Annotated in this window: 21 protein-coding genes; 15 read left to right on the top strand and 6 right to left on the bottom strand. The window is 33.1% G+C overall.

Features of this window, described 5'->3' with window-relative positions; all coding sequences use genetic code 11:
* Window position 1: 1 nt before the first annotated feature.
* The 12 genes from rplI (at window position 2) to P8J93_04565 (ending at window position 10,719) form a co-directional block, all read left to right on the top strand.
* Complete coding sequence (gene rplI, locus P8J93_04620; protein ID MDG2061084.1) at window positions 2–451, top strand: 50S ribosomal protein L9; 450 nt, start codon at window positions 2–4, stop codon at window positions 449–451.
* 82 nt (window positions 452–533) lie between these two features.
* Window positions 534–1,916, top strand: a complete 1,383-nt coding sequence (gene dnaB / locus P8J93_04615; protein ID MDG2061083.1) for a replicative DNA helicase — start codon at window positions 534–536, stop codon at window positions 1,914–1,916.
* 13 nt (window positions 1,917–1,929) lie between these two features.
* Window positions 1,930–3,009 (top strand): diiron oxygenase, encoded by a 1,080-nt coding sequence (locus tag P8J93_04610; protein MDG2061082.1) that lies wholly within the window; start codon window positions 1,930–1,932, stop codon window positions 3,007–3,009.
* 92 nt (window positions 3,010–3,101) lie between these two features.
* A complete protein-coding gene (locus P8J93_04605) occupies window positions 3,102–4,745 on the top strand; it encodes a CTP synthase (protein ID MDG2061081.1) in 1,644 nt (547 codons plus the stop codon).
* A 1-nt stretch (window position 4,746) separates the two neighbouring features.
* Window positions 4,747–5,583 (top strand): 3-deoxy-8-phosphooctulonate synthase, encoded by an 837-nt coding sequence (gene kdsA / locus P8J93_04600; protein ID MDG2061080.1) that lies wholly within the window; start codon window positions 4,747–4,749, stop codon window positions 5,581–5,583.
* 7 nt (window positions 5,584–5,590) lie between these two features.
* Window positions 5,591–6,880, top strand: a complete 1,290-nt coding sequence (eno, locus tag P8J93_04595) for a phosphopyruvate hydratase (protein MDG2061079.1) — start codon at window positions 5,591–5,593, stop codon at window positions 6,878–6,880.
* Between the two features lie 6 nt (window positions 6,881–6,886).
* Complete coding sequence (locus P8J93_04590) at window positions 6,887–7,195, top strand: septum formation initiator family protein (protein MDG2061078.1); 309 nt, start codon at window positions 6,887–6,889, stop codon at window positions 7,193–7,195.
* 15 nt (window positions 7,196–7,210) lie between these two features.
* Window positions 7,211–7,930, top strand: coding sequence for a 2-C-methyl-D-erythritol 4-phosphate cytidylyltransferase (ispD, locus tag P8J93_04585; GenBank protein MDG2061077.1), 720 nt, complete (start codon window positions 7,211–7,213; stop codon window positions 7,928–7,930).
* 6 nt (window positions 7,931–7,936) lie between these two features.
* A complete protein-coding gene (gene ispF, locus P8J93_04580; GenBank protein MDG2061076.1) occupies window positions 7,937–8,413 on the top strand; it encodes a 2-C-methyl-D-erythritol 2,4-cyclodiphosphate synthase in 477 nt (158 codons plus the stop codon).
* A gap of 10 nt (window positions 8,414–8,423) precedes the next feature.
* The gene (gene surE / locus P8J93_04575) at window positions 8,424–9,185 is read left to right on the top strand and encodes a 5'/3'-nucleotidase SurE (protein MDG2061075.1); all 762 of its coding nucleotides are present in this window, start codon (window positions 8,424–8,426) and stop codon (window positions 9,183–9,185) included.
* Window positions 9,186–9,193: 8 nt separating this feature from the next.
* Window positions 9,194–9,880 carry a protein-L-isoaspartate(D-aspartate) O-methyltransferase gene (locus tag P8J93_04570; protein MDG2061074.1) on the top strand — a complete coding sequence of 229 codons (687 nt, stop codon included), beginning with the start codon at window positions 9,194–9,196 and terminating at the stop codon, window positions 9,878–9,880.
* Window positions 9,877–10,719, top strand: a complete 843-nt coding sequence (locus P8J93_04565; protein ID MDG2061073.1) for a DUF368 domain-containing protein — start codon at window positions 9,877–9,879, stop codon at window positions 10,717–10,719. Before P8J93_04570 ends, P8J93_04565 begins: the two co-directional genes overlap by 4 nt.
* Here the strand turns inward: P8J93_04565 and P8J93_04560 are convergent.
* Window positions 10,716–11,039 carry a ferredoxin family protein gene (locus P8J93_04560; GenBank protein MDG2061072.1) on the bottom strand — a complete coding sequence of 108 codons (324 nt, stop codon included), beginning with the start codon at window positions 11,037–11,039 and terminating at the stop codon, window positions 10,716–10,718. The two genes, P8J93_04565 and P8J93_04560, sit on opposite strands and share 4 nt — an antisense overlap.
* Before the next feature lie 12 nt (window positions 11,040–11,051).
* On the bottom strand, window positions 11,052–13,625 hold the full coding sequence (acnB, locus tag P8J93_04555; protein MDG2061071.1) for a bifunctional aconitate hydratase 2/2-methylisocitrate dehydratase: 2,574 nt from the start codon (window positions 13,623–13,625) through the stop codon (window positions 11,052–11,054).
* A gap of 92 nt (window positions 13,626–13,717) precedes the next feature.
* On the opposite strand from acnB, the gene P8J93_04550 reads away from it, so the two are divergent.
* Both P8J93_04550 and miaE read left to right on the top strand, forming a co-directional pair.
* Window positions 13,718–14,155 carry a DUF1289 domain-containing protein gene (locus P8J93_04550; protein MDG2061070.1) on the top strand — a complete coding sequence of 146 codons (438 nt, stop codon included), beginning with the start codon at window positions 13,718–13,720 and terminating at the stop codon, window positions 14,153–14,155.
* A gap of 8 nt (window positions 14,156–14,163) precedes the next feature.
* Entirely contained in the window at window positions 14,164–14,757 is a 594-nt protein-coding gene (gene miaE, locus P8J93_04545) for a tRNA isopentenyl-2-thiomethyl-A-37 hydroxylase MiaE (protein MDG2061069.1), read from the top strand.
* A gap of 4 nt (window positions 14,758–14,761) precedes the next feature.
* Here miaE and umuC read toward each other — a convergent pair whose 3' ends face one another.
* Complete coding sequence (umuC, locus tag P8J93_04540) at window positions 14,762–16,024, bottom strand: translesion error-prone DNA polymerase V subunit UmuC (protein ID MDG2061068.1); 1,263 nt, start codon at window positions 16,022–16,024, stop codon at window positions 14,762–14,764.
* Window positions 16,025–16,034: 10 nt separating this feature from the next.
* The gene (umuD, locus tag P8J93_04535; GenBank protein MDG2061067.1) at window positions 16,035–16,463 is read right to left on the bottom strand and encodes a translesion error-prone DNA polymerase V autoproteolytic subunit; all 429 of its coding nucleotides are present in this window, start codon (window positions 16,461–16,463) and stop codon (window positions 16,035–16,037) included.
* Between the two features lie 137 nt (window positions 16,464–16,600).
* Between umuD and P8J93_04530 the strand changes: the two genes are divergently transcribed.
* Window positions 16,601–17,257, top strand: a complete 657-nt coding sequence (locus tag P8J93_04530) for a hypothetical protein (protein MDG2061066.1) — start codon at window positions 16,601–16,603, stop codon at window positions 17,255–17,257.
* On the opposite strand, the gene P8J93_04525 is transcribed toward P8J93_04530, so the two are convergent.
* Window positions 17,247–17,972 (bottom strand): UDP-2,3-diacylglucosamine diphosphatase, encoded by a 726-nt coding sequence (locus tag P8J93_04525; protein MDG2061065.1) that lies wholly within the window; start codon window positions 17,970–17,972, stop codon window positions 17,247–17,249. The genes P8J93_04530 and P8J93_04525 overlap by 11 nt on opposite strands.
* Before the next feature lie 3 nt (window positions 17,973–17,975).
* Window positions 17,976–18,491 (bottom strand): peptidylprolyl isomerase, encoded by a 516-nt coding sequence (locus tag P8J93_04520; protein MDG2061064.1) that lies wholly within the window; start codon window positions 18,489–18,491, stop codon window positions 17,976–17,978.
* Window positions 18,492–18,552: the final 61 nt, after the last annotated feature.

Here is an 18,552-nt window from a genome sequence, read left to right as displayed (position 1 = left end):
AATGGACCTAATTTTATTAGAAACAGTCCTAAATCTAGGAGATCCTGGAGATTTAGTAACAGTAAAAAAAGGTTATGCACGAAACTTTTTAATTCCAAATGGTAAGGCAATCTTAGCAAGTGACGAAGCTAAAGAAGAGTTTGAGGCAAAAAGAGAATTAATAGAAAAATCTGAATTAGGTAAAATTAAGGAAGCAAACAATATAGCTGAAAAATTAAAGGATTATGAATTAGAATTATTCGTTCCCGTATCTGAAGAGCAAAGTCTATATGGCTCTATTGGAACTAGAGAAATATCAGAAGGGTTAAAGAAATCTGATTTTGATGTTGATATTCAGTCTATCAGGCTTCCTTTAGGAACATTTAAAGAACTAGGTTCTTATGAAGTAGACATAGAACTGCATCCAAAAGTAGTTCAAAAAATAACTATCATAATAAAACCAGAAGAATAATATTCCGCATTAATTAGTTTATGATATCCTCATACTTTGAGGAATAATATCCTATTTATTTTCATAAGTTTTAAAAAATATAATGCAATCTTCTAGAAATACTGAGTTACCCTTTTCTCTTGAAGCAGAAAGAGCGGTCCTCGGCGGTATAATGCTAAAAAATGAAGCTTGGGATGTGATAGCAGGGTTAGTTATAGAAGGAGATTTTTATAATCCTGAGCATCAATTAATATACAGAACTATAAAAGATCTTCAAGATACAGGAAAACCAGTTGACGTAATAACTGTTCAAGAGATGATAGAAGCAAGTGGGCATCTAAGTCAGTTAATAAATGTAGGGGGAAAAAATTATCTTACTCAGTTAGCTAAAGAAACACCAAGTGTTGCAAATATAGAAAGCTATGCTCAAATCATCAAACAAAGAGCAAATTTAAGGCGATTAATTTCGATAGCAGATGAAATTTCTGATGTAGCTAAGGTTTCAGATGCTTCTAGTAGTGATTTTGTAATAGATGAAGCTGAAGAGAAGATATTAGGACTCAGAGATGATGTTAATAGAAGTGATGGACCGAAAGTAGTTTCAGATTTATTAGGTCCTGTATATTCTTCTATTCAAAAGGCGCAGGAGAGTGGAAGCTCTTTAGTAGGTATTAGCAGTGGCTTTACAGAAATAGATGAGCTAACTCTTGGATTTCAAAAACAAGATTTAATAGTAATAGCTGGGAGACCTTCAATGGGGAAAACAGCTTTTGCCTTTAATATAGCTGAAAATGTAGCTAGAAGCACAGATCAAACTGTTTTACTCTTCAGTATGGAAATGTCTTCAGAGCAAGTAGTTAGGAGGTTAATTTCCAGTATATCTAAGATTGATTTACAAAATTTAATGAGAGGAAAGCTAAAAGATGAAGATTGGCAGGGGATAGATAAAGCTCTATCTATTCTAAGTCAAAAGAAAATATTATTAGATGATACTGCTGCTTTAACACCATCCGAATTAAGAGCTAGAGCTAGAAGAGTAAAAAGAGAATCAAAAGATTTATGTTTAATTGTTGTAGATTATCTTCAATTAATGCAAGTGGCTGGTAGTAGAGACAATAGAGTAGCCGAAATAAGTGAAATTTCTAGATCACTTAAAGCCTTAGCGAAAGAATTAGATGTTCCTGTAATAGCTTTATCACAACTTAACCGTGCTGTAGAGCAGAGACCTAATAAAAGACCAATTTTAGCTGATCTAAGAGATTCAGGTGCTATAGAGCAAGATGCTGATGTAATAGCAATGCTTTATAGACACGAATATTATGATAAGACTGATCTTGATAGTAAAGGAAAAGCAGAGGTAAATATAGCAAAGCAAAGGAATGGACCAACAAAAGCTACTTATTTAGCATTTAGGAATGAAACGGCAAGATTTGAGAATCTTTCTAGGGATCAGTCTCCTCCTATAAATAATTTAGATTCTGAATAAGGAAATTAGATTAATGAAAATAAACTACGTAAAAGAAAGTTCTAGAAAGGTCAAAGATTTCAAAGATGAACAAGAAAAGTCTTTAACGGAAGACGATATAGTTGATATTGCAGAAATATTTAAAACTCCATTGATGGGTTCTTATAATTGGGATTATAGAATGCAAGATGATAGGATTTCTAAACTCTATGAACTAGGTAAGAAATTAAATTGGAATACAAGTATAGATATTGATTGGGACAGACCTTTCCAGGAAATGAAAGATGTTCCAGAGATTTTCTGGGATAACTATCCACCTTATGCATCTTTAAGAAAAGAAGAAAAGTTAGAATTCTTAAGACATAGAGGGGCAAGTCAATTTAGTCAGTTTCTTCATGGTGAGCAAGGTGCTCTCTTAGTAGCATCTCAGCTTGTTTCTTGTGCACCAACTTATCAAGCTAAACTTTATGCAGCATCTCAAACTTTTGATGAAGCAAGACATGTAGAAGTTTTTAATAGATATATAACTCAAAGATCAAAGATTATGTATCCTGTTGGCCTTGGCCTTAAAAGTTTATTAGATAAGATCCTGAAAGATGAGAGATGGGATCTCAAACTAATTGGAATGCAGATTATTATAGAAGGTCTTGCCTTAGCGGCTTTTAATACTGCTAGACAAGTAACCCCTGATCCAGTGCTACAAGATATTTTATATTTTGTAATAAGAGATGAAGCGCGTCATGTAACCTTTGGAGTAAATTATTTAGAAGAATTTTTAAAGACGCTAACAATGAAAGAAAAGGAAGAGAGAGCCATGTTTGCTTACGAAGCTTGCGTTATAAGTAAAGAGAGATTATTTCCTACTGATGTATTCAGATATTATGGATGGGATGAAGATGAAGCAAGAGATTTTTCTAACAATAACGGCTTTGGAGCTCATTTTCAGCAGTTACTTTTTTCAAGAGTTATTCCGAATTTATCTAGAATTGGTCTATTAACTGACAACGTAAGACCTCTTTATGACAAATTAGGTGTCTTAGAGTTTGAGCACGAAAAGAATGATGGAGAGATAGAGTGGGCCGAATTAGAAAAACCACTTGATAAGTCTGCTTAATTTTTTTTATTGTTCATATAAGCAACTCCTGTTATTCTAATTACCCATCTTAAACAAAAGAAATCTTATTTTCTTTTTTAAGGTTAATAAAGATGGCAATTCAAAAGACAAGTTATATTTTCGTTACTGGGGGGGTAGTCTCTTCTTTAGGTAAAGGTATAGCAGCAGCATCCTTAGGGGCACTTTTAGAAAGTAGAGGAATCAAAGTAACTATATTAAAACTTGATCCTTATATAAATCTTGATCCCGGCACTATGAGTCCTTTCCAGCATGGTGAAGTATTTGTAACTGAAGATGGTTCAGAGACTGATCTTGATCTTGGCCACTATGAACGTTTTATAAAATCTAAGATGACCAAGAATAATAATTTTACAACTGGTCAAGTATATGAAACGGTTTTAAGAAAAGAAAGAAAGGGGGATTATCTCGGTGGTACGGTCCAAGTTATCCCTCACATCACGGATGAGATTCAGAGACGAATAATCCACGGATCTAAAGAGTCTCAAGTAGCAATAGTTGAGATTGGAGGAACTGTAGGAGATATAGAATCGCAACCTTTTTTAGAAGCTATAAGACAAATGAAGCTGAATCTTGGAGCTGAAAATACTCTTTTTATGCACTTAACACTTGTTCCTTTTATTTCAGCAGCTGGAGAGATTAAAACAAAACCTACCCAACATTCAGTAAAAGAAATGCTTTCCCATGGTTTGCAACCAGATATATTAATTTGCAGATCTGAAGATAAATTATCCGACGAAGCTAGGCAAAAAATTGCTTTGTTTACAAATGTATCTAAGGAGAGCGTAATTTCTATGCCTGATGTTAATAGTATCTACAAGATACCCATGCTTCTTAATGAACAAAAAGTTGATAAAATTGTTGTCAATAAACTTAATGTTAACTGTAAGTCGCCAAAATTAGGAGATTGGAAAGGCGTTGTAGAAGCCGAAGAAAACTTATCAGGGTCTATTGAAATAGCTATGGTAGGTAAATACACAGATTTTGTAGATGCCTATAAATCTTTAAATGAAGCTTTAATTCATGCAGGTATCCAAAAAGGCTTAACAGTTAAAATAAATTATGTTGATTCTGAATATTTAGATGCTAAAAATGTAAGACATATTTTGAAGGATGCAGACGCTATTTTAGTTCCAGGAGGTTTTGGGGAAAGAGGTATAGAGGGTATGATTTCAGCTGCAAAATATGCAAGAGTTAATAAAGTGCCTTATTTAGGTATCTGTTTAGGTATGCAAATAGCGGTAATTGAATCTGCAAGGAATATAGCTAATTTAAAAGATGCTGACAGCACTGAATTTAACTCTGATACCCTTCATCCAGTTGTTGGATTAATTCATGAATGGGAAAATATAGATGGAAGTGTGGAAAAAAGAGATGAGCATTCAGATTTAGGCGGAACTATGCGTTTAGGTTCTCAGGAATGTTTATTGACTAATAAATCCAAAACTAAAAATCTTTATGGCCAAAACATAATAAAAGAAAGACATAGGCATAGATATGAAATCAATAATAACTATATTGATAAGTTACAATTAACTGGGATAGAATTTGTAGGAAGATCTGAAAGTAAGAACTTAGTTGAGGTAATAGAGCGTAATGATCATCCATGGTTTATTGGATGCCAGTTTCATCCTGAATTTACTTCAAACCCGAGGGAAGGGCATCCTCTTTTTTCTGGTTTTGTAAAAGCCGCAAAATTATTTAAAAAAAGAAGATAAATTGAAAAATATAATTATAGGACAAAATAAAGTAAGTAATGACAAACCCTTTACACTTATTGCGGGGCTTAATGTTTTGGAATCAGAATCTATAGCAGATCAGGTTGTAGATCACTGTGTGTCAGTAACGAGAGAATTGGGTATACCATTTGTATTTAAGGCTTCGTATGATAAAGCCAATAGATCTTCACTAGAATCTTTTCGTGGCCCAGGATTAGAAGAAGGTTTAAAAATATTAAGTGATATCAAGGATAAATATTCTGTACCAATTATATCTGACGTCCATACTGTGGGAGAAGTTCAAGTGGCAAAAGATGTACTTGATATAATACAGATTCCAGCTTTCCTGTGCAGACAAACAGATTTGATTAAATCTGCAGCTGAAACAGGTCTTCCTGTTAATATAAAAAAAGGACAATTCTTATCCCCTCTTGATTTTCAGAATATTATTAATAAGTTTACATCTTTTCAAAATGATAAGTTATTAATTTGCGAGAGAGGAACTTCCTTTGGATACAATAACCTCATTGTAGACATGATTGGTATCTCTACATTAAAAAAATTTGAATATCCTGTAATTTTTGACGTCACTCATTCACTTCAACAACCTGGAAGTTTAGGAGGTAAATCAGGGGGGAGGGCAAGTTCGGCTCTGGATTTAGCTAAAGCAGCAATGTCTATTGGGTTAGCTGGTTTATTTTTGGAACTCCATCCAAATCCTGAGCAAGCTTTATGTGATGGACCCTCTGCTTTACCGTTAGAGTTATTAAAACCTTTTTTAAAACAGATTATGGCTATAGATTCAGTAGTTAAAGGCCTACCTGTTATGAAAATTTAATAAAAATATGTCCAAAGTAAGAATACAGTTAATCCAGGCTTATGAGTTAATAGATTCAAGAGCAAATCCGACTGTTGCTGTAAAAGTATTTTTATCTGATGGTTCTTCCGGTTTTTCTATGGTGCCTTCAGGCGCGTCTACAGGGATGCATGAAGCGCATGAAAAAAGGGATGGAGATGAGTCAAGATATTTAGGTAAAGGAGTCTTGGGAGCACTTGAAGTAATTAGTTCTGATATTAATTCAATATTGTCAGGTATGGATGCATATGATTTATATAAAATAGATTCTTTAATGTGCACAGAGGACGGTACAGATAATAAATCTAATTTTGGTGCTAATTCAATTTTAGGCGTTTCTATGGCTTGCGCAAGGGCAGCAGCAAATAGTTTAAATGTGCCATTATATAAACACTTTAATAATATTTATAAATCTATTAATGACAAAGCTCCACAGATGAACCTCCCCATTCCGATGCTTAATATTTTGAATGGAGGAGCCCATGCAGATAATCCAATAGATTTTCAAGAATTTATGGTTCAGCCATTAGGTTTTAAAACCTTTGCAGAATCTTTAAGGGCTGGGATAGAAATATTTCATCAATTAAAATCAAGCTTGAAGAAGAAAAAATTAAGTATTTCAGTAGGAGATGAAGGAGGTTTTGCTCCGAATTTAAATTCTGCCGAAGATGCTTTAGATCTGATTGTAGGCGCTATAGAAGGAGCTGGTTATTTACCACAAAAAGATATCGCTATAACTCTAGATGTGGCTTCTTCTGAATTTTTTAAGAATTCGAATTATGTTTTGGAAGGCATGGAAGAAACTTTTTCTTCTTCTGAGCTAATAAATTATTTAGAAACACTAGTTGATAAATATCCTATTTCTTCTATTGAAGACGGTTTAGATGAAAACGATTGGGATGGGTGGAAAGAAATTACTTCTAGTCTTGGTGATAAAATACAGTTAGTTGGAGATGATCTATTTGTTACTAACTCGGCAATTTTAAGAAAAGGTATAGATATGGGAGCAGCTAACTCAATTCTTATAAAAGTTAATCAAATAGGGTCAATTACAGAAACATTAGAAACTATTAAATTGGCTTCTGACAATAATTATAAATCTGTAATCTCTCATAGATCGGGAGAAACAGAAGATTCATTAATAGCCGACTTATCTGTTGGAACAGGAGTGGGTCAAATTAAAACTGGTGCTCCATCAAGGTCAGAAAGAGTTTCTAAATACAATAGATTATTAACTATAGAGCATGATGAAGATTTCATCTTTGCAGGCTGTCATTAAGGAATAATGTTTAACTATATTTATAAAAATAAATATTTATTAATGGTAATTTCTATTTTATTGATCTTTATTTTATATCTGCAATATTCAATATGGTTTGGTAATGCTAACTACTTTAAATTGCAAGCAATGCAAACTGAAATTAAAATTTTAGAATCTGAGAATAAAGAATTATTTTTAGTTAATGAAGAGCTAACTCAAGATAAGTTAAGGTTAGGCGCAGGAAAAGAAGCGATAGAAGGTTTGGCTAGAAGAGAATTAGGTCTAATAAAGCCAGACGAAGTTTTCTATTCCTTTTCTGAAGATGAAGAGTAATTAACTGATTAATTTGTGATTCAAGATGATTCTTTTGTAGCAGTAATTCCTGCAGCTGGTCAGGGAAAAAGATTAGGCACTGTTAAACCAAAACAATATCTAGAGTTGGAAGGAAGGACCATACTAGAAAGAAGCATCTCTCCTTTACTGCAGATTAAAAATTGTTTAGGAATAGCAGTTATGGTAAATACAAAGGATAATTTATGGAAAGAATTAGATCTTGTAAACAATGAAAAGGTTAGATTTATTGAAGGAGGTAAATCTCGCATAGATTCTTCTATAAATGGAATTAATTTTTGGCTCGAGAGTGAATTACATTTTTCAAATATCCTAATACATGACGCCGTTAGACCTTGTTTAAAAATTTTTGATTTAAAAAATTTATTGAAACACTTTGCTGATTTAAAAAATAAAAATTCTGCAGAAGGCTTAATACTTGCAAAACGTAGTACAGACACTATAAAACTTACAGAAGAAGATGGCGTCATTAAAAGAACTTTAGACAGAGATGTTTTATGGTCTGCATTAACCCCGCAGATATTTTCTAAAGAAGCTCTTTTTAAAGCTGCAAAGTTTTATAATACCTCTAATGATATATATACTGATGAATCAAGTTTAGTGGAACAATCAGGTGGTTTGGTTAGAGTTTTAGAGGGTTCGGCAACTAATATCAAGATAACCGTTGAGGAAGATTTAATTTTAGCTAAATCTTGTATAACTTTAATGAATCAATAATTTAATATGAGAATTGGGCACGGATTTGATGTTCATAAAATAGTACCTGGAAAAGGCATGACATTAGGAGGTATTTTTATCCCTTCCAAGTATTCTATCGAAGCATATTCTGATGGTGATATTATTATTCATGCATTAGCAGATGCATTATTGGGTGCTTTGGCTATGGGAGATATAGGGCAATATTTTCCATCTAATGACCCCAAGATTCGCGACATATCTAGTAGTCTAATTTTAGATAAAGTAGCAAACATGGTTTTAGACAGAGGTTTTTCTATTGAAAACATAGACGTTACTTTAATTCTAGAAGAGCCAAAGATGAGTACACACCTTTTATCAATTAGAAAAAATTTATCAGAAAAGTTGAATATAGATATTGAGCAACTAAGTTGCAAAGCAACAACAACCGATGGATTAGGGCCTGAAGGTGAGTCTTTAGGAATATCATGTCATACTGTAGTTTTACTATCCAAACTTCCTTGATTAATAAAAATTGCTAAAAATACTTATTTCAAATGATGATGGAGTTGAAGCTAAAGGACTTCAGTACCTTTATGATGCATTAAAGGGTATTGCAAATGTCTTTGTAATCGCTCCTGATAAAAACCAGAGTGGAGCAGGCAGTTCTATTACTACAAAAAGACCTCTAAAGACTCAAGATTTTAAAGAAAATTTTCTGTCTGTTAATGGTACTCCTGCGGATTGTGTTTTTCTTGGATTAAATGGCTTATGTCCTTTTGAACCTGATCTTGTGGTATCTGGTATTAATGCTGGCGCTAATATGGGTGAAGATTTACTTTATTCTGGAACTTTAGGAGCTGCTATGGAGGGAAGGAATACTCGACTCCCGTGTATTGCATTTTCTTCGGCATATAAAAAGGAACTAGACCAGAAAATGTTACCAAATTTTCTTTCAGCAGCCTTAATTGCTAAGAAGCTTATTAAGAATATTAATAGTTTGTCTATAAACCCATCAGTAACTTTAAATGTAAATGTTCCTAATCTTGCTTTTAAAGATTTGAAAGGTATTAAGAATACTGTTTTAGGATCTTGGGGTCCTAGAAATCCACCCTCTATTGAAGTAAAAAAATCAGGAGAAAAAAGGTTTTGGATAACTCATAGAGATAAGCATTCTAATAATCATTCAAATACAGATATAGAAACTTTATCAAAGGGATATGTTTCTGTAACTCCAGTTCATCCAAATTTTTTGGATGTTGGAGATTCTAATTTAATAAGCTGGTTACAGATCTAATATTAGAAATGAGTCCTATAGAAAAGGAATTAGGTATAGGAATGACTTCTTTGAGAACAAGAAAAAGACTAGTTGAGAGATTAACTGAAAAAGGAATTAAAGATGTAAGAGTCTTAGAGGCCATTAGAGATGTGCCTAGACATCTCTTTGTTGATGAAGCTCTTGCATCAAGAGCCTATGAAGATTTGTCTTTACCTATTGGCTTTCAGCAAACAATTTCACAACCTTATATTGTTGCAAAAATGACAGAAGCTTTAATTAGCCATGACTTATTTACTCAAAAACCTTTTAAGAAAGTTTTAGAAATTGGGACTGGGTGCGGATATCAATCAGCTATTTTATCAAGATTTACAGATCAATTGGTTAGCATAGAAAGAATAAGGGGTCTATATATCAAAGCTAGGAATAATCTAAGAGAACTGAAGATAAGGAATGTGGAATCTAGGTTCGGAGATGCATTAGAGACCATCAAAGAAATAGAAATATATGATGCAATTCTTGCAGCAGCCGTTTCAGATGAAATACCTGAAAAACTTATTAATCAATTAAAAACAGGTGGTCGCATGGTACTTCCAGTCAAGGATGCTAACTCACAAAAATTAAGACTCATATTGAAAGTAAATAAAAATCAAGTAAAAATAAAAGAACTAGATGATGTTGCGTTTGTTCCATTAGTTAGAGGTACATTAGATTGAAGTCTTTTTTAATTCTTATTAAAGGGTTTTTTATAGGCGTTGCTGAAATCATACCAGGTGTCTCAGGAGGGACTATTGCTCTATTATTCGGCATATATGAGCATCTTATAAATATGATCTCTAAATTTAATATTTCTTTCTTTAAATTTTTAGCAAAAAGAGAATTTAAGGATGCATGGACTTATATTGATGGGAAATTTATTTCTATTTTATTAATAGGGATGCTTTTAGGCATTTTTTCTTTTTCTGCATTGATAGTATTTTTACTTTCGAACTATCCTTATTTTCTTAAATCTATTTTTTCTTCTTTATTATTCTGCTCTTTATTTCTTTACCCCATTAAGCCAAAGATTATAACTAAAAAGTTTGGAGCAGGTTTTTTAATTTCCTTATTAATAGTAATATTTGTTTTTTTACTGCCAACATTGGATCAAGAAAATATAAGCTTTATAGTAATTTTCTTTGGAGGATTTATTGCTATTTGCGGATTTATCTTACCAGGTGTTTCTGGAAGTTTTATATTGCTTATTTTAGGACTATATGGATTTATGATCAATGCTTTGGTAAATCTGGACTATTTAATTCTTTTAATATTCCTTTGTGGATGTTTATTTGGACTTTTTACATTTGTTAGACTTCTAAGAAAGGCTTACAAGTTCCAAAAACCTATTTTAGAAGGTATTTTCTTTGGTTTAGTACTTCTAAGTATCCCATTAATCTGGAAAGTAGAGATTAAATTCTTTTTTGATATAGTCTCTTCTAATTTTTTTGAAATATTTCTTGGGTTGTCAATCGGAGTAGTTCTAATTTTTTCTTTGCATAAAGTAAGAAAAGTTTAGCGTTCTATGAGGTCAATTTTATTTTTTATTTCTCTCCATTTATCTGAATCTTCTAAGGGGTCTTTTTGTTCAGTTATATTAGGCCATTCCAAGGATAATTCTGCATTCAATTCTATATATACAATTTGATCTTCAGGTACTTCATCTTCAGAAAATATTGCGTCTATAGGGCATTCTGGCTCACATAAGGCACAATCTATGCATTCATCTGGATTAATAACTAACATATTAGGCCCTTCATAAAAACAGTCTACGGGACAAACTTCTACACAGTCTGTAAGTTTACATTTAACGCAAGAATCACCGACAATAAATGTCATGTTATTCTCAGGCTATAGTGTCTCTACTGTAATAGAAGGCAAAATTGCTTCTTTTGCAGCTTTTTGATACGAGGCCACTTCATTAAAGTTAAGATATCTATAAATATCTTGAGTCATTGTATTAATTTCATTCATGTAATTTGAGTATTCTTCCATAGAAGGAATATATCCTAGAGTAGAAGTAATGGCAGCTAATTCTGCAGAAGCTAAATATACATTTGCATTATCTCCTAATCTATTTGGAAAGTTTCTGGTTGATGTTGAAATCACAGTAGATTCAGGCTCTACTCTAGCTTGGTTGCCCATACAAAGAGAGCAACCGGGCATTTCTGTTCGAGCTCCACTATTTTTAAATATCTTATAAAATCCTTCTTCAGTTAGCTGATGCTCATCCATCTTTGTAGGAGGTGCTATCCATAACTTAGTGGGGAGTGAGTCTTCATTTTCAAGTAGTTTTCCAGCTGCTCTAAAATGGCCAATATTGGTCATACAAGAACCAATAAATATCTCATCAATTTTAATTTTTTCTACTTCAGAGAGTTTTTTAATATCATCTGGGTCATTAGGACAGGCTAGAAGGGGTTCAGTTATTGTATTTAGATTGATCTCAATAATTGCAGAATATTCTGCATCTTTATCTGGCTCTAATAACGTAGGATTTTTTATCCAAGATTCCATGGCTTGAGCTCTTCTCTCTAATGTTCTTTCATCTCCATAACCTTCAGAGATCATCCATCTCAAAAGTGTAATATTTGAGTTTAGGTATTCTATTATAGGTTCAGGATTTAGCTTTATAGTGCAGCCTGAAGCAGATCTTTCAGCCGAAGCATCTGATAATTCAAATGCTTGTTCTACTTTTAGATCACCCAAACCTTCTATTTCTAGACATTTACCTGAGAATACATTAACTTTATTTTCTTTTTCAAGAGTCAAATGACCAGATTGAAGGGCTGCATATGGAATAGCGTGCACTAAGTCACGAAGCGTTATTCCTGGCTGCATCTCTCCAGAAAACCTTACTAAGACTGATTCGGGCATATCTAAAGGCATAACTCCTAGAGCAGACCCAAAGGCTACTAAACCTGATCCAGCAGGAAAACTTATCCCTATAGGAAATCTAGTATGAGAGTCACCCCCAGTACCAACTGTATCAGGTAGGAGCATTCTGTTTAACCAGGAATGAATAATTCCATCTCCAGGCCTCAGTGCAACTCCGCCTCTAGTTTGGATAAAATCTGGAAGAGAGTGATGAGTATCAAGGTCTACCGGTTTAGGATATGCTGCAGTATGGCAAAAAGATTGCATTACTAGATCAGCCGAAAATCCTAGACAAGCTAATTCTTTTAATTCATCTCGAGTCATAGGTCCAGTTGTATCTTGGCTACCTACAGTGGTCATCCTTGGTTCACAATAAGTGCCAGGTCTAATTCCTTTTACACCGCAAGCACTACCCACCATTTTTTGAGCTAAAGTGAAACCTTTCCCACTATCTTTAGGCTGAATAGGCCTCTCAAATATATCTGTCGGAGGTAGATCTAAATTATCTCTTACTTTGTCAGTTAATGTTCTTCCAATAATTAAAGGAATTCTCCCTTTAGCCCTGACTGCATCTAAAATAGTATTTGATTTATAGTCAAAATTTGTAATAACTTTATCCTCTTGATCTGTTATTTTTCTTTTATGGGGGTGAATGTTTATAACATCTCCAGTCTTTAGTTTGGAGACGTCACATTCAAAGGCAAGCGCTCCAGCATCTTCCATAGTATTGAAAAATATAGGCGCTATTTTCCCTCCAATACAGATCCCGCCTTCCCTTTTACCTGGTATAAAAGGTATATCATCACCCATGTGCCATAGTACTGAATTAGTAGCTGATTTTCTTGATGATCCCGTTCCTACAACATCTCCTACGAAGGCTATTGGATGACCCTTTTTCTTTAAATCATCTATTAAACCCAAAGGATTTTTTAGCTCTGTATTTTTGAGCATAGCTAATGCATGTAAAGGGATATCTGGTCTTGACCATGCATCTGGAGCAGGTGATAAATCATCTGTATTTATTTCTCCAGATACCTTAAAAATGGTCGTGGTTATTATTTCAGGTACTTCTGGTTTATTTGTGAACCATTCAGCTTCTGCGAATGAATCTATGACCATTTGTGCTCTTTTATTTTTTTTTGCCAATTCAAGTAAGTCATATAAAGCATCAAAAATTAAGAGCGTGTTCGATAAAGCTTTAGTTGCCGCATCGCCAACTTCGTCATCTGACAATAATCCAATTAACGGTTCAACATTATAACCGCCTAGCATTGTGCCTAATAGTTCAGTTGCTTTTATTCTACTAACTAATTTAGTTTTTGTTTTACCTTGAGCTATATCAGTTAGAAAAGCAGCTTTAACATATGCAGCTTGATCAACACCAGCGGGAACTTCATTTGCCAATAGATTTAATAAATATTCTTCATTTTCTTGATCTGAAGATTCAATTAACTCAATTAATGAGGCTGTTTGGTTCTCATCTAAAGGTAGAGGAGGAATTCCTAGTTTTTTTCTTTCTTCTAAATGTGTTTTATATTTTTCTAACATTAACTTAATTCTTTAAAATAGAGCGACAGCATTCTAACATATTTGTATTTTTTGAGTTGCGTTAGATTACTTTAAATATATCATGTTATTAAATGAATAAACCCATTAAAACTCCATGTATAGGTGTATGCTCCACTGTCTTTGGTGATGAGGTCTGTAGGGGGTGTAAACGTTTTCAACATGAAGTTATAAAGTGGAATTCATATACAGATTCTGAAAAACACTCAGTTTGGAAAAGACTTGAATCTCTTAAAGTTCAGATTATGAGGTCTAAGGTTTATATCTTTAACTTAAAATTGCTTAAAGAAAATTTAAAGGTTCATAGAATTAATTATTATGATCAAGTAGATCCATATTGTTGGGTTTTTGATCTTTTAAAGCAGGCAAGTCAGTCAATACCTGATATTAAGGAGTTTGGTGTTGAGATAATACAAAATGATTTGGCTGAGCTTTCTTCTCTTAAAAAGGTTATCGAGGAAGAGTTATTTATTCTTTCCGAAGCTCATTATTCAAGGTACTTCAAGAATTAATTCTTAATATGGAAGAAGAGCCTTTACACGATAAGATCTTATTGGCAAAAACATCTCAAGATTGGATCTATAAAGCAATTAATAATTTAGAAATTCTTTTATTAGATCATGCTCATTGCGAAAAAAAAGCAGCCACCACAGCTATTTCTTTAATAAATAGATATCCTGAAAAAGGTTTTGCAAAAAAGCTTTCAAGTTTAGCTCGTGAAGAATTAATGCATTTTGAAAAAGTATGCCGGATCCTAACAAAGCGAGGTTTTACTTATAGAAATTTAAAGGCAGGACCCTATGCCAAGAGTTTATACCAGTTGATTTCACCTTCTGAGCCAAAAAAGCTTCAAGATTCATTATTGATTTGCGCCTTAATTGAATCAAGATCAAGCGAACGTTTTTTTGCTTTGAATAATTATTTACCTACTGACTTACAAGACTTTTATCATAAGCTTTATACTTCAGAAGTAAGGCATAGTAATCTTTATATTGGTTTGTACGTAGAACTTTTTGGAAAAAATTGGATTGATCCTATAAAGCCATTTTCTGAAGCTGAAGCTAAGTTAATTTCTGAACCAGATTCTTTATTTAGATTCCATAGCGGTATTTGAATTATTAATTTACTATAGGTAGATCATTCCAATTAGTTGTATATCGTGGTGAGTGTAGATTTCTTTTCATAGACCAGTATTTTTTTATTCCTTGTGCAGCAAATATAATCTTACCCTTGTTATTAGTATTTATTTTGTCAACGGTATTCATTAGAAGTTCACTTTTATATTGTTGTTTCCAAGGAGTAAATAAATTGCCTTGACTCACCCCTTCATCAAAGAAATCTCCCAACATAATTCCTGCTTTAATGAAGTTAATATTTTTTTTATAAATTTTTGAAATTAGATTTTTAGCAATATAGATAATTTCTCTAGTATCATTTGTAGGACAATTAAGTCGGTAGTTAATACTATTTCTATACTGATAGTCCTGTTTCTGGAAAGGATTAGTTCTTATGAATACTGAGATCATCATACAATATTGATTTTCTCTTCGCAGCTTCTCTGCTGCTCTTGATGCATAGTCACTAATTGCTTCATGCATTGTCTGCTCATCTGAAACTTTTTTACTAAATGTTCTACTTACCACAATTTGTTTTTTTGTTGCAGGCAGGTCTTCTATGCTTATACAAGGCATTCCTCTTAGCTCCATTAAAGTTCTCTCTAATACTATGCTAAATTTTTTCCTAATTAATTTTGGATCAGTATCCGCTAATTGAAGGGCAGTATTTATTCCCATTATATTCAGTTTCTTATTTAATCTATGCCCGACTCCCCATACTTCATTGACAGGCATTAGAGCTAGTAATTTTCTCTGACGGATTTTCTTTGATAAATCAACCACTCCCTTTGTGGCAGGATATTTCTTCGCGGCATAGCTGGCAGCTTTAGCTAGAGTTTTTGTTGGTCCAATGCCAACTCGAACAGGCATATTTATCCACTGATCAATAGTTTCTTGGCATTGTTTTCCAAAAGAGCCTAGATCTGTACATGACGAAACTCCTGTTAGATCTAAGAATGCTTCATCTATGCTATATACCTCTATCTTTGGAGCTAGATATCTTAGTGTGCACATAATTCTAGACGAAATATCTGCATAAAGCTCATAGTTAGATGAGAATGCAATTCCTTCATTTTTAAGAAAATATGCTTGGATTTTAAACCAAGGAGCGCACATCTTGATTCCAAGTTTTTTTGCTTCTTTAGATAAAGCAACAACGCATCCATCATTATTAGATAGAACTACTATAGGTTTATTCTTCAGGTCTGGTCTAAATACTCTTTCACAAGAAGCATAGAAGCTATTACAGTCAACGAGTGCATACATATTAATTAATTTAATAAATATTGATCGAAGCAATGACGGTGCCGGCGGTCTCTAATTCCTCTTCAGTATTAAGGTAAATAGGGGGGTATTTAGGGTTTTCAGATGCTAAGCAAATAGTTGGTTTAAAGAGTATTCTTTTGCATGTAAAAGCACCATCAACTATAGCTATAATAATTTTTCCATGCTGAGGTTCTATACTTCTATCAACGACCAGTGTAGCTCCATCGCCTATATAGGCATTGATCATAGAATCTCCACTTACCCTAACAAAATAAGTTGAAGCTGAATTCTTAATTAAGTGTTTATTTAGATCAATAGAATGTTCAATATAGTCATCAGCTGGACTAGGCCATCCAACGGGAACTCTATCTAAGAAGTAAGGAATTTTCAGAGGAGGCAGGCCATCTTCCGGTGAATTGCCCAGATATTTAATGCTCATAGGATAGTTTAATAATACTGTATATATATACAGTATATTTATTAGAACAAATTGTAAAGTCTAAAATATAGAATCTTGTCTTAATTGTGTATAAGATAATCTAAGGATTATTGTTACTTGTTTTCAGAGAGGAATATATGTCAAAAAATTACAGAAACTGGTTAGTTTTAATTACACTCTATGGAATATTCTTTGTTTGGTATACGGATTTCGGAGGTAAGTTAAATTCTGACGAGATAGAAACCTATTTAGTTAAGATGCAAGAAAATAATAAGGCTAAAGGAATTCCGTCATCAGAAGAACTAGATATGTCTAAGGTGGCCCTGAAGAAGATAGAAAAATTTATGAGAGAAGATTCTGGGAAACAGTTCCTTATGGTAAATAATATAGATATGTCTGATAATCCCGAAGATGTTCAAGGGGCTCAACCAGGAGAGACTGCAAATCAACTTATGGATCGTTATATGGAGCACATGTATCCAGAATTATTGAAGAGAGCTAGTCATCCTATATTTGCTGGTAACTCAGTATTACAAGCTGTAGATATTGTTGGTATTGAAAATGCAGAGGATTGGGATTCTATGGCTTTAATGAGATATAAAAGTAGAAGAGCTTTTATGGAAGTAGTATCGAACCCAAAAATGTCAGGTAAACATAATTTCAAAGTAGCAGCTCTAGATAAAACAATCGCTTATCCTGTCGAGCCTTTTCTTTATTTAAGTGATCCACGCATGTTATTAGCATTGATTTTAATTATTCTAGGGTTAGTTCTACAACTCAGATTTAGAGGATAGAGAATTTTTTTAATTCCCATGAGTTTGAATCTATCCAAATATACCATCCATGAATATCCCAATCTCCAAGAACAACTCTATGAGCTGGACCTGTAGCTAATTTAATATTATGTATTTTAGGTCTATGAGTATGGCCATGAATTAAGAAAGAGGTTTGATTTTCTGACATCACTTTTATTACTTCTTCTTTTGAAACATCCATAATATCTTCCGTTTTTCCTCTTGTTTCTGCTTTGCTTTTAGACCTTAGACTTTCTGCAATTAATATTCTTTCTTTAATAGGTTTTTTAAGAAAATCTTCTTTCCAAGAATTAATGCGAGTAGCAGCTCTAAATTCTTGATATTTAACGTCTTCTACACACAAAGAGTCACCATGCATTAGCAATATATTCTTATTATTTATATTAATATTTATTGGATCTTCGATGAGTTGAATATCACATTCTTTAGAGAATTTTTCACCAATAAGGAAATCACGATTACCATGCATTAAATATATATTACAAGAATTTTTAGCAAGATTTCTTAGTTGATCTTTTACAGATTTAGAGAGTTCATCTTCAGAGTCATCTCCTATCCACATCTCAAAGAGGTCTCCTAGGATATATAAATAATTAGCATCAGACGCAATACTTTCTAAAAAAGTAAAGAAGGCGGCAGTTATTTCCGGTCTTTCCTTTGTAAGATGTAAATCAGAAATAAAGCAGTGAGACATTATTTATTCATCAGAGATTACTACAGCTGTAATTATCTTTATCTCTTCAACGGGAACATCTTGGTGACCTTCAAAGTTACTAGTTTCAACTTCGGCTATAGCTTTTACAGTTTCGCTTCCATTTACCACTTCACCAAAGACTGCATAACCCCATCCCATAGGAGTTTCAGAGCTATGATCTAATGACGAATTATCTTGTAAATTAATAAAAAATTGAGATGTTGCAGAATGTGGGTCATTAGTCCGTGCCATCGAGAGTGTATATTGTAGATTTTTTATTCCATTATTAGCTTCATTTTGAATTGGAGCTAATGTATCTTTTCTATTCATACCAGAGGTATGCCCACCACCTTGAATAACAAAACCAGGTATAACACGATGAAAAATAGTTTCATCAAAGAATCCACTTTCAACATATTCAATAAAGTTTTTAGTAGTTTCAGGAGCTTCCTCAGTAAAAAGCTTAATTTCAATTGGGCCGAGGGTTGTAATTAAAGAGACTAGTATTATTTTTTCCATATCAATTCACTTCCTTTGTTGTATGTATAAGTATAATAATAACTTTAGAGATAAACTGCTA

The organism is SAR86 cluster bacterium, from assembly GCA_029268615.1.
Classification (GTDB): Bacteria; Pseudomonadota; Gammaproteobacteria; order Magnimaribacterales; family Magnimaribacteraceae; genus JAQWNM01.
Note: the sequence above shows the minus strand (reverse complement) of the source record. Positions and strands in the feature narration are given on the sequence as shown.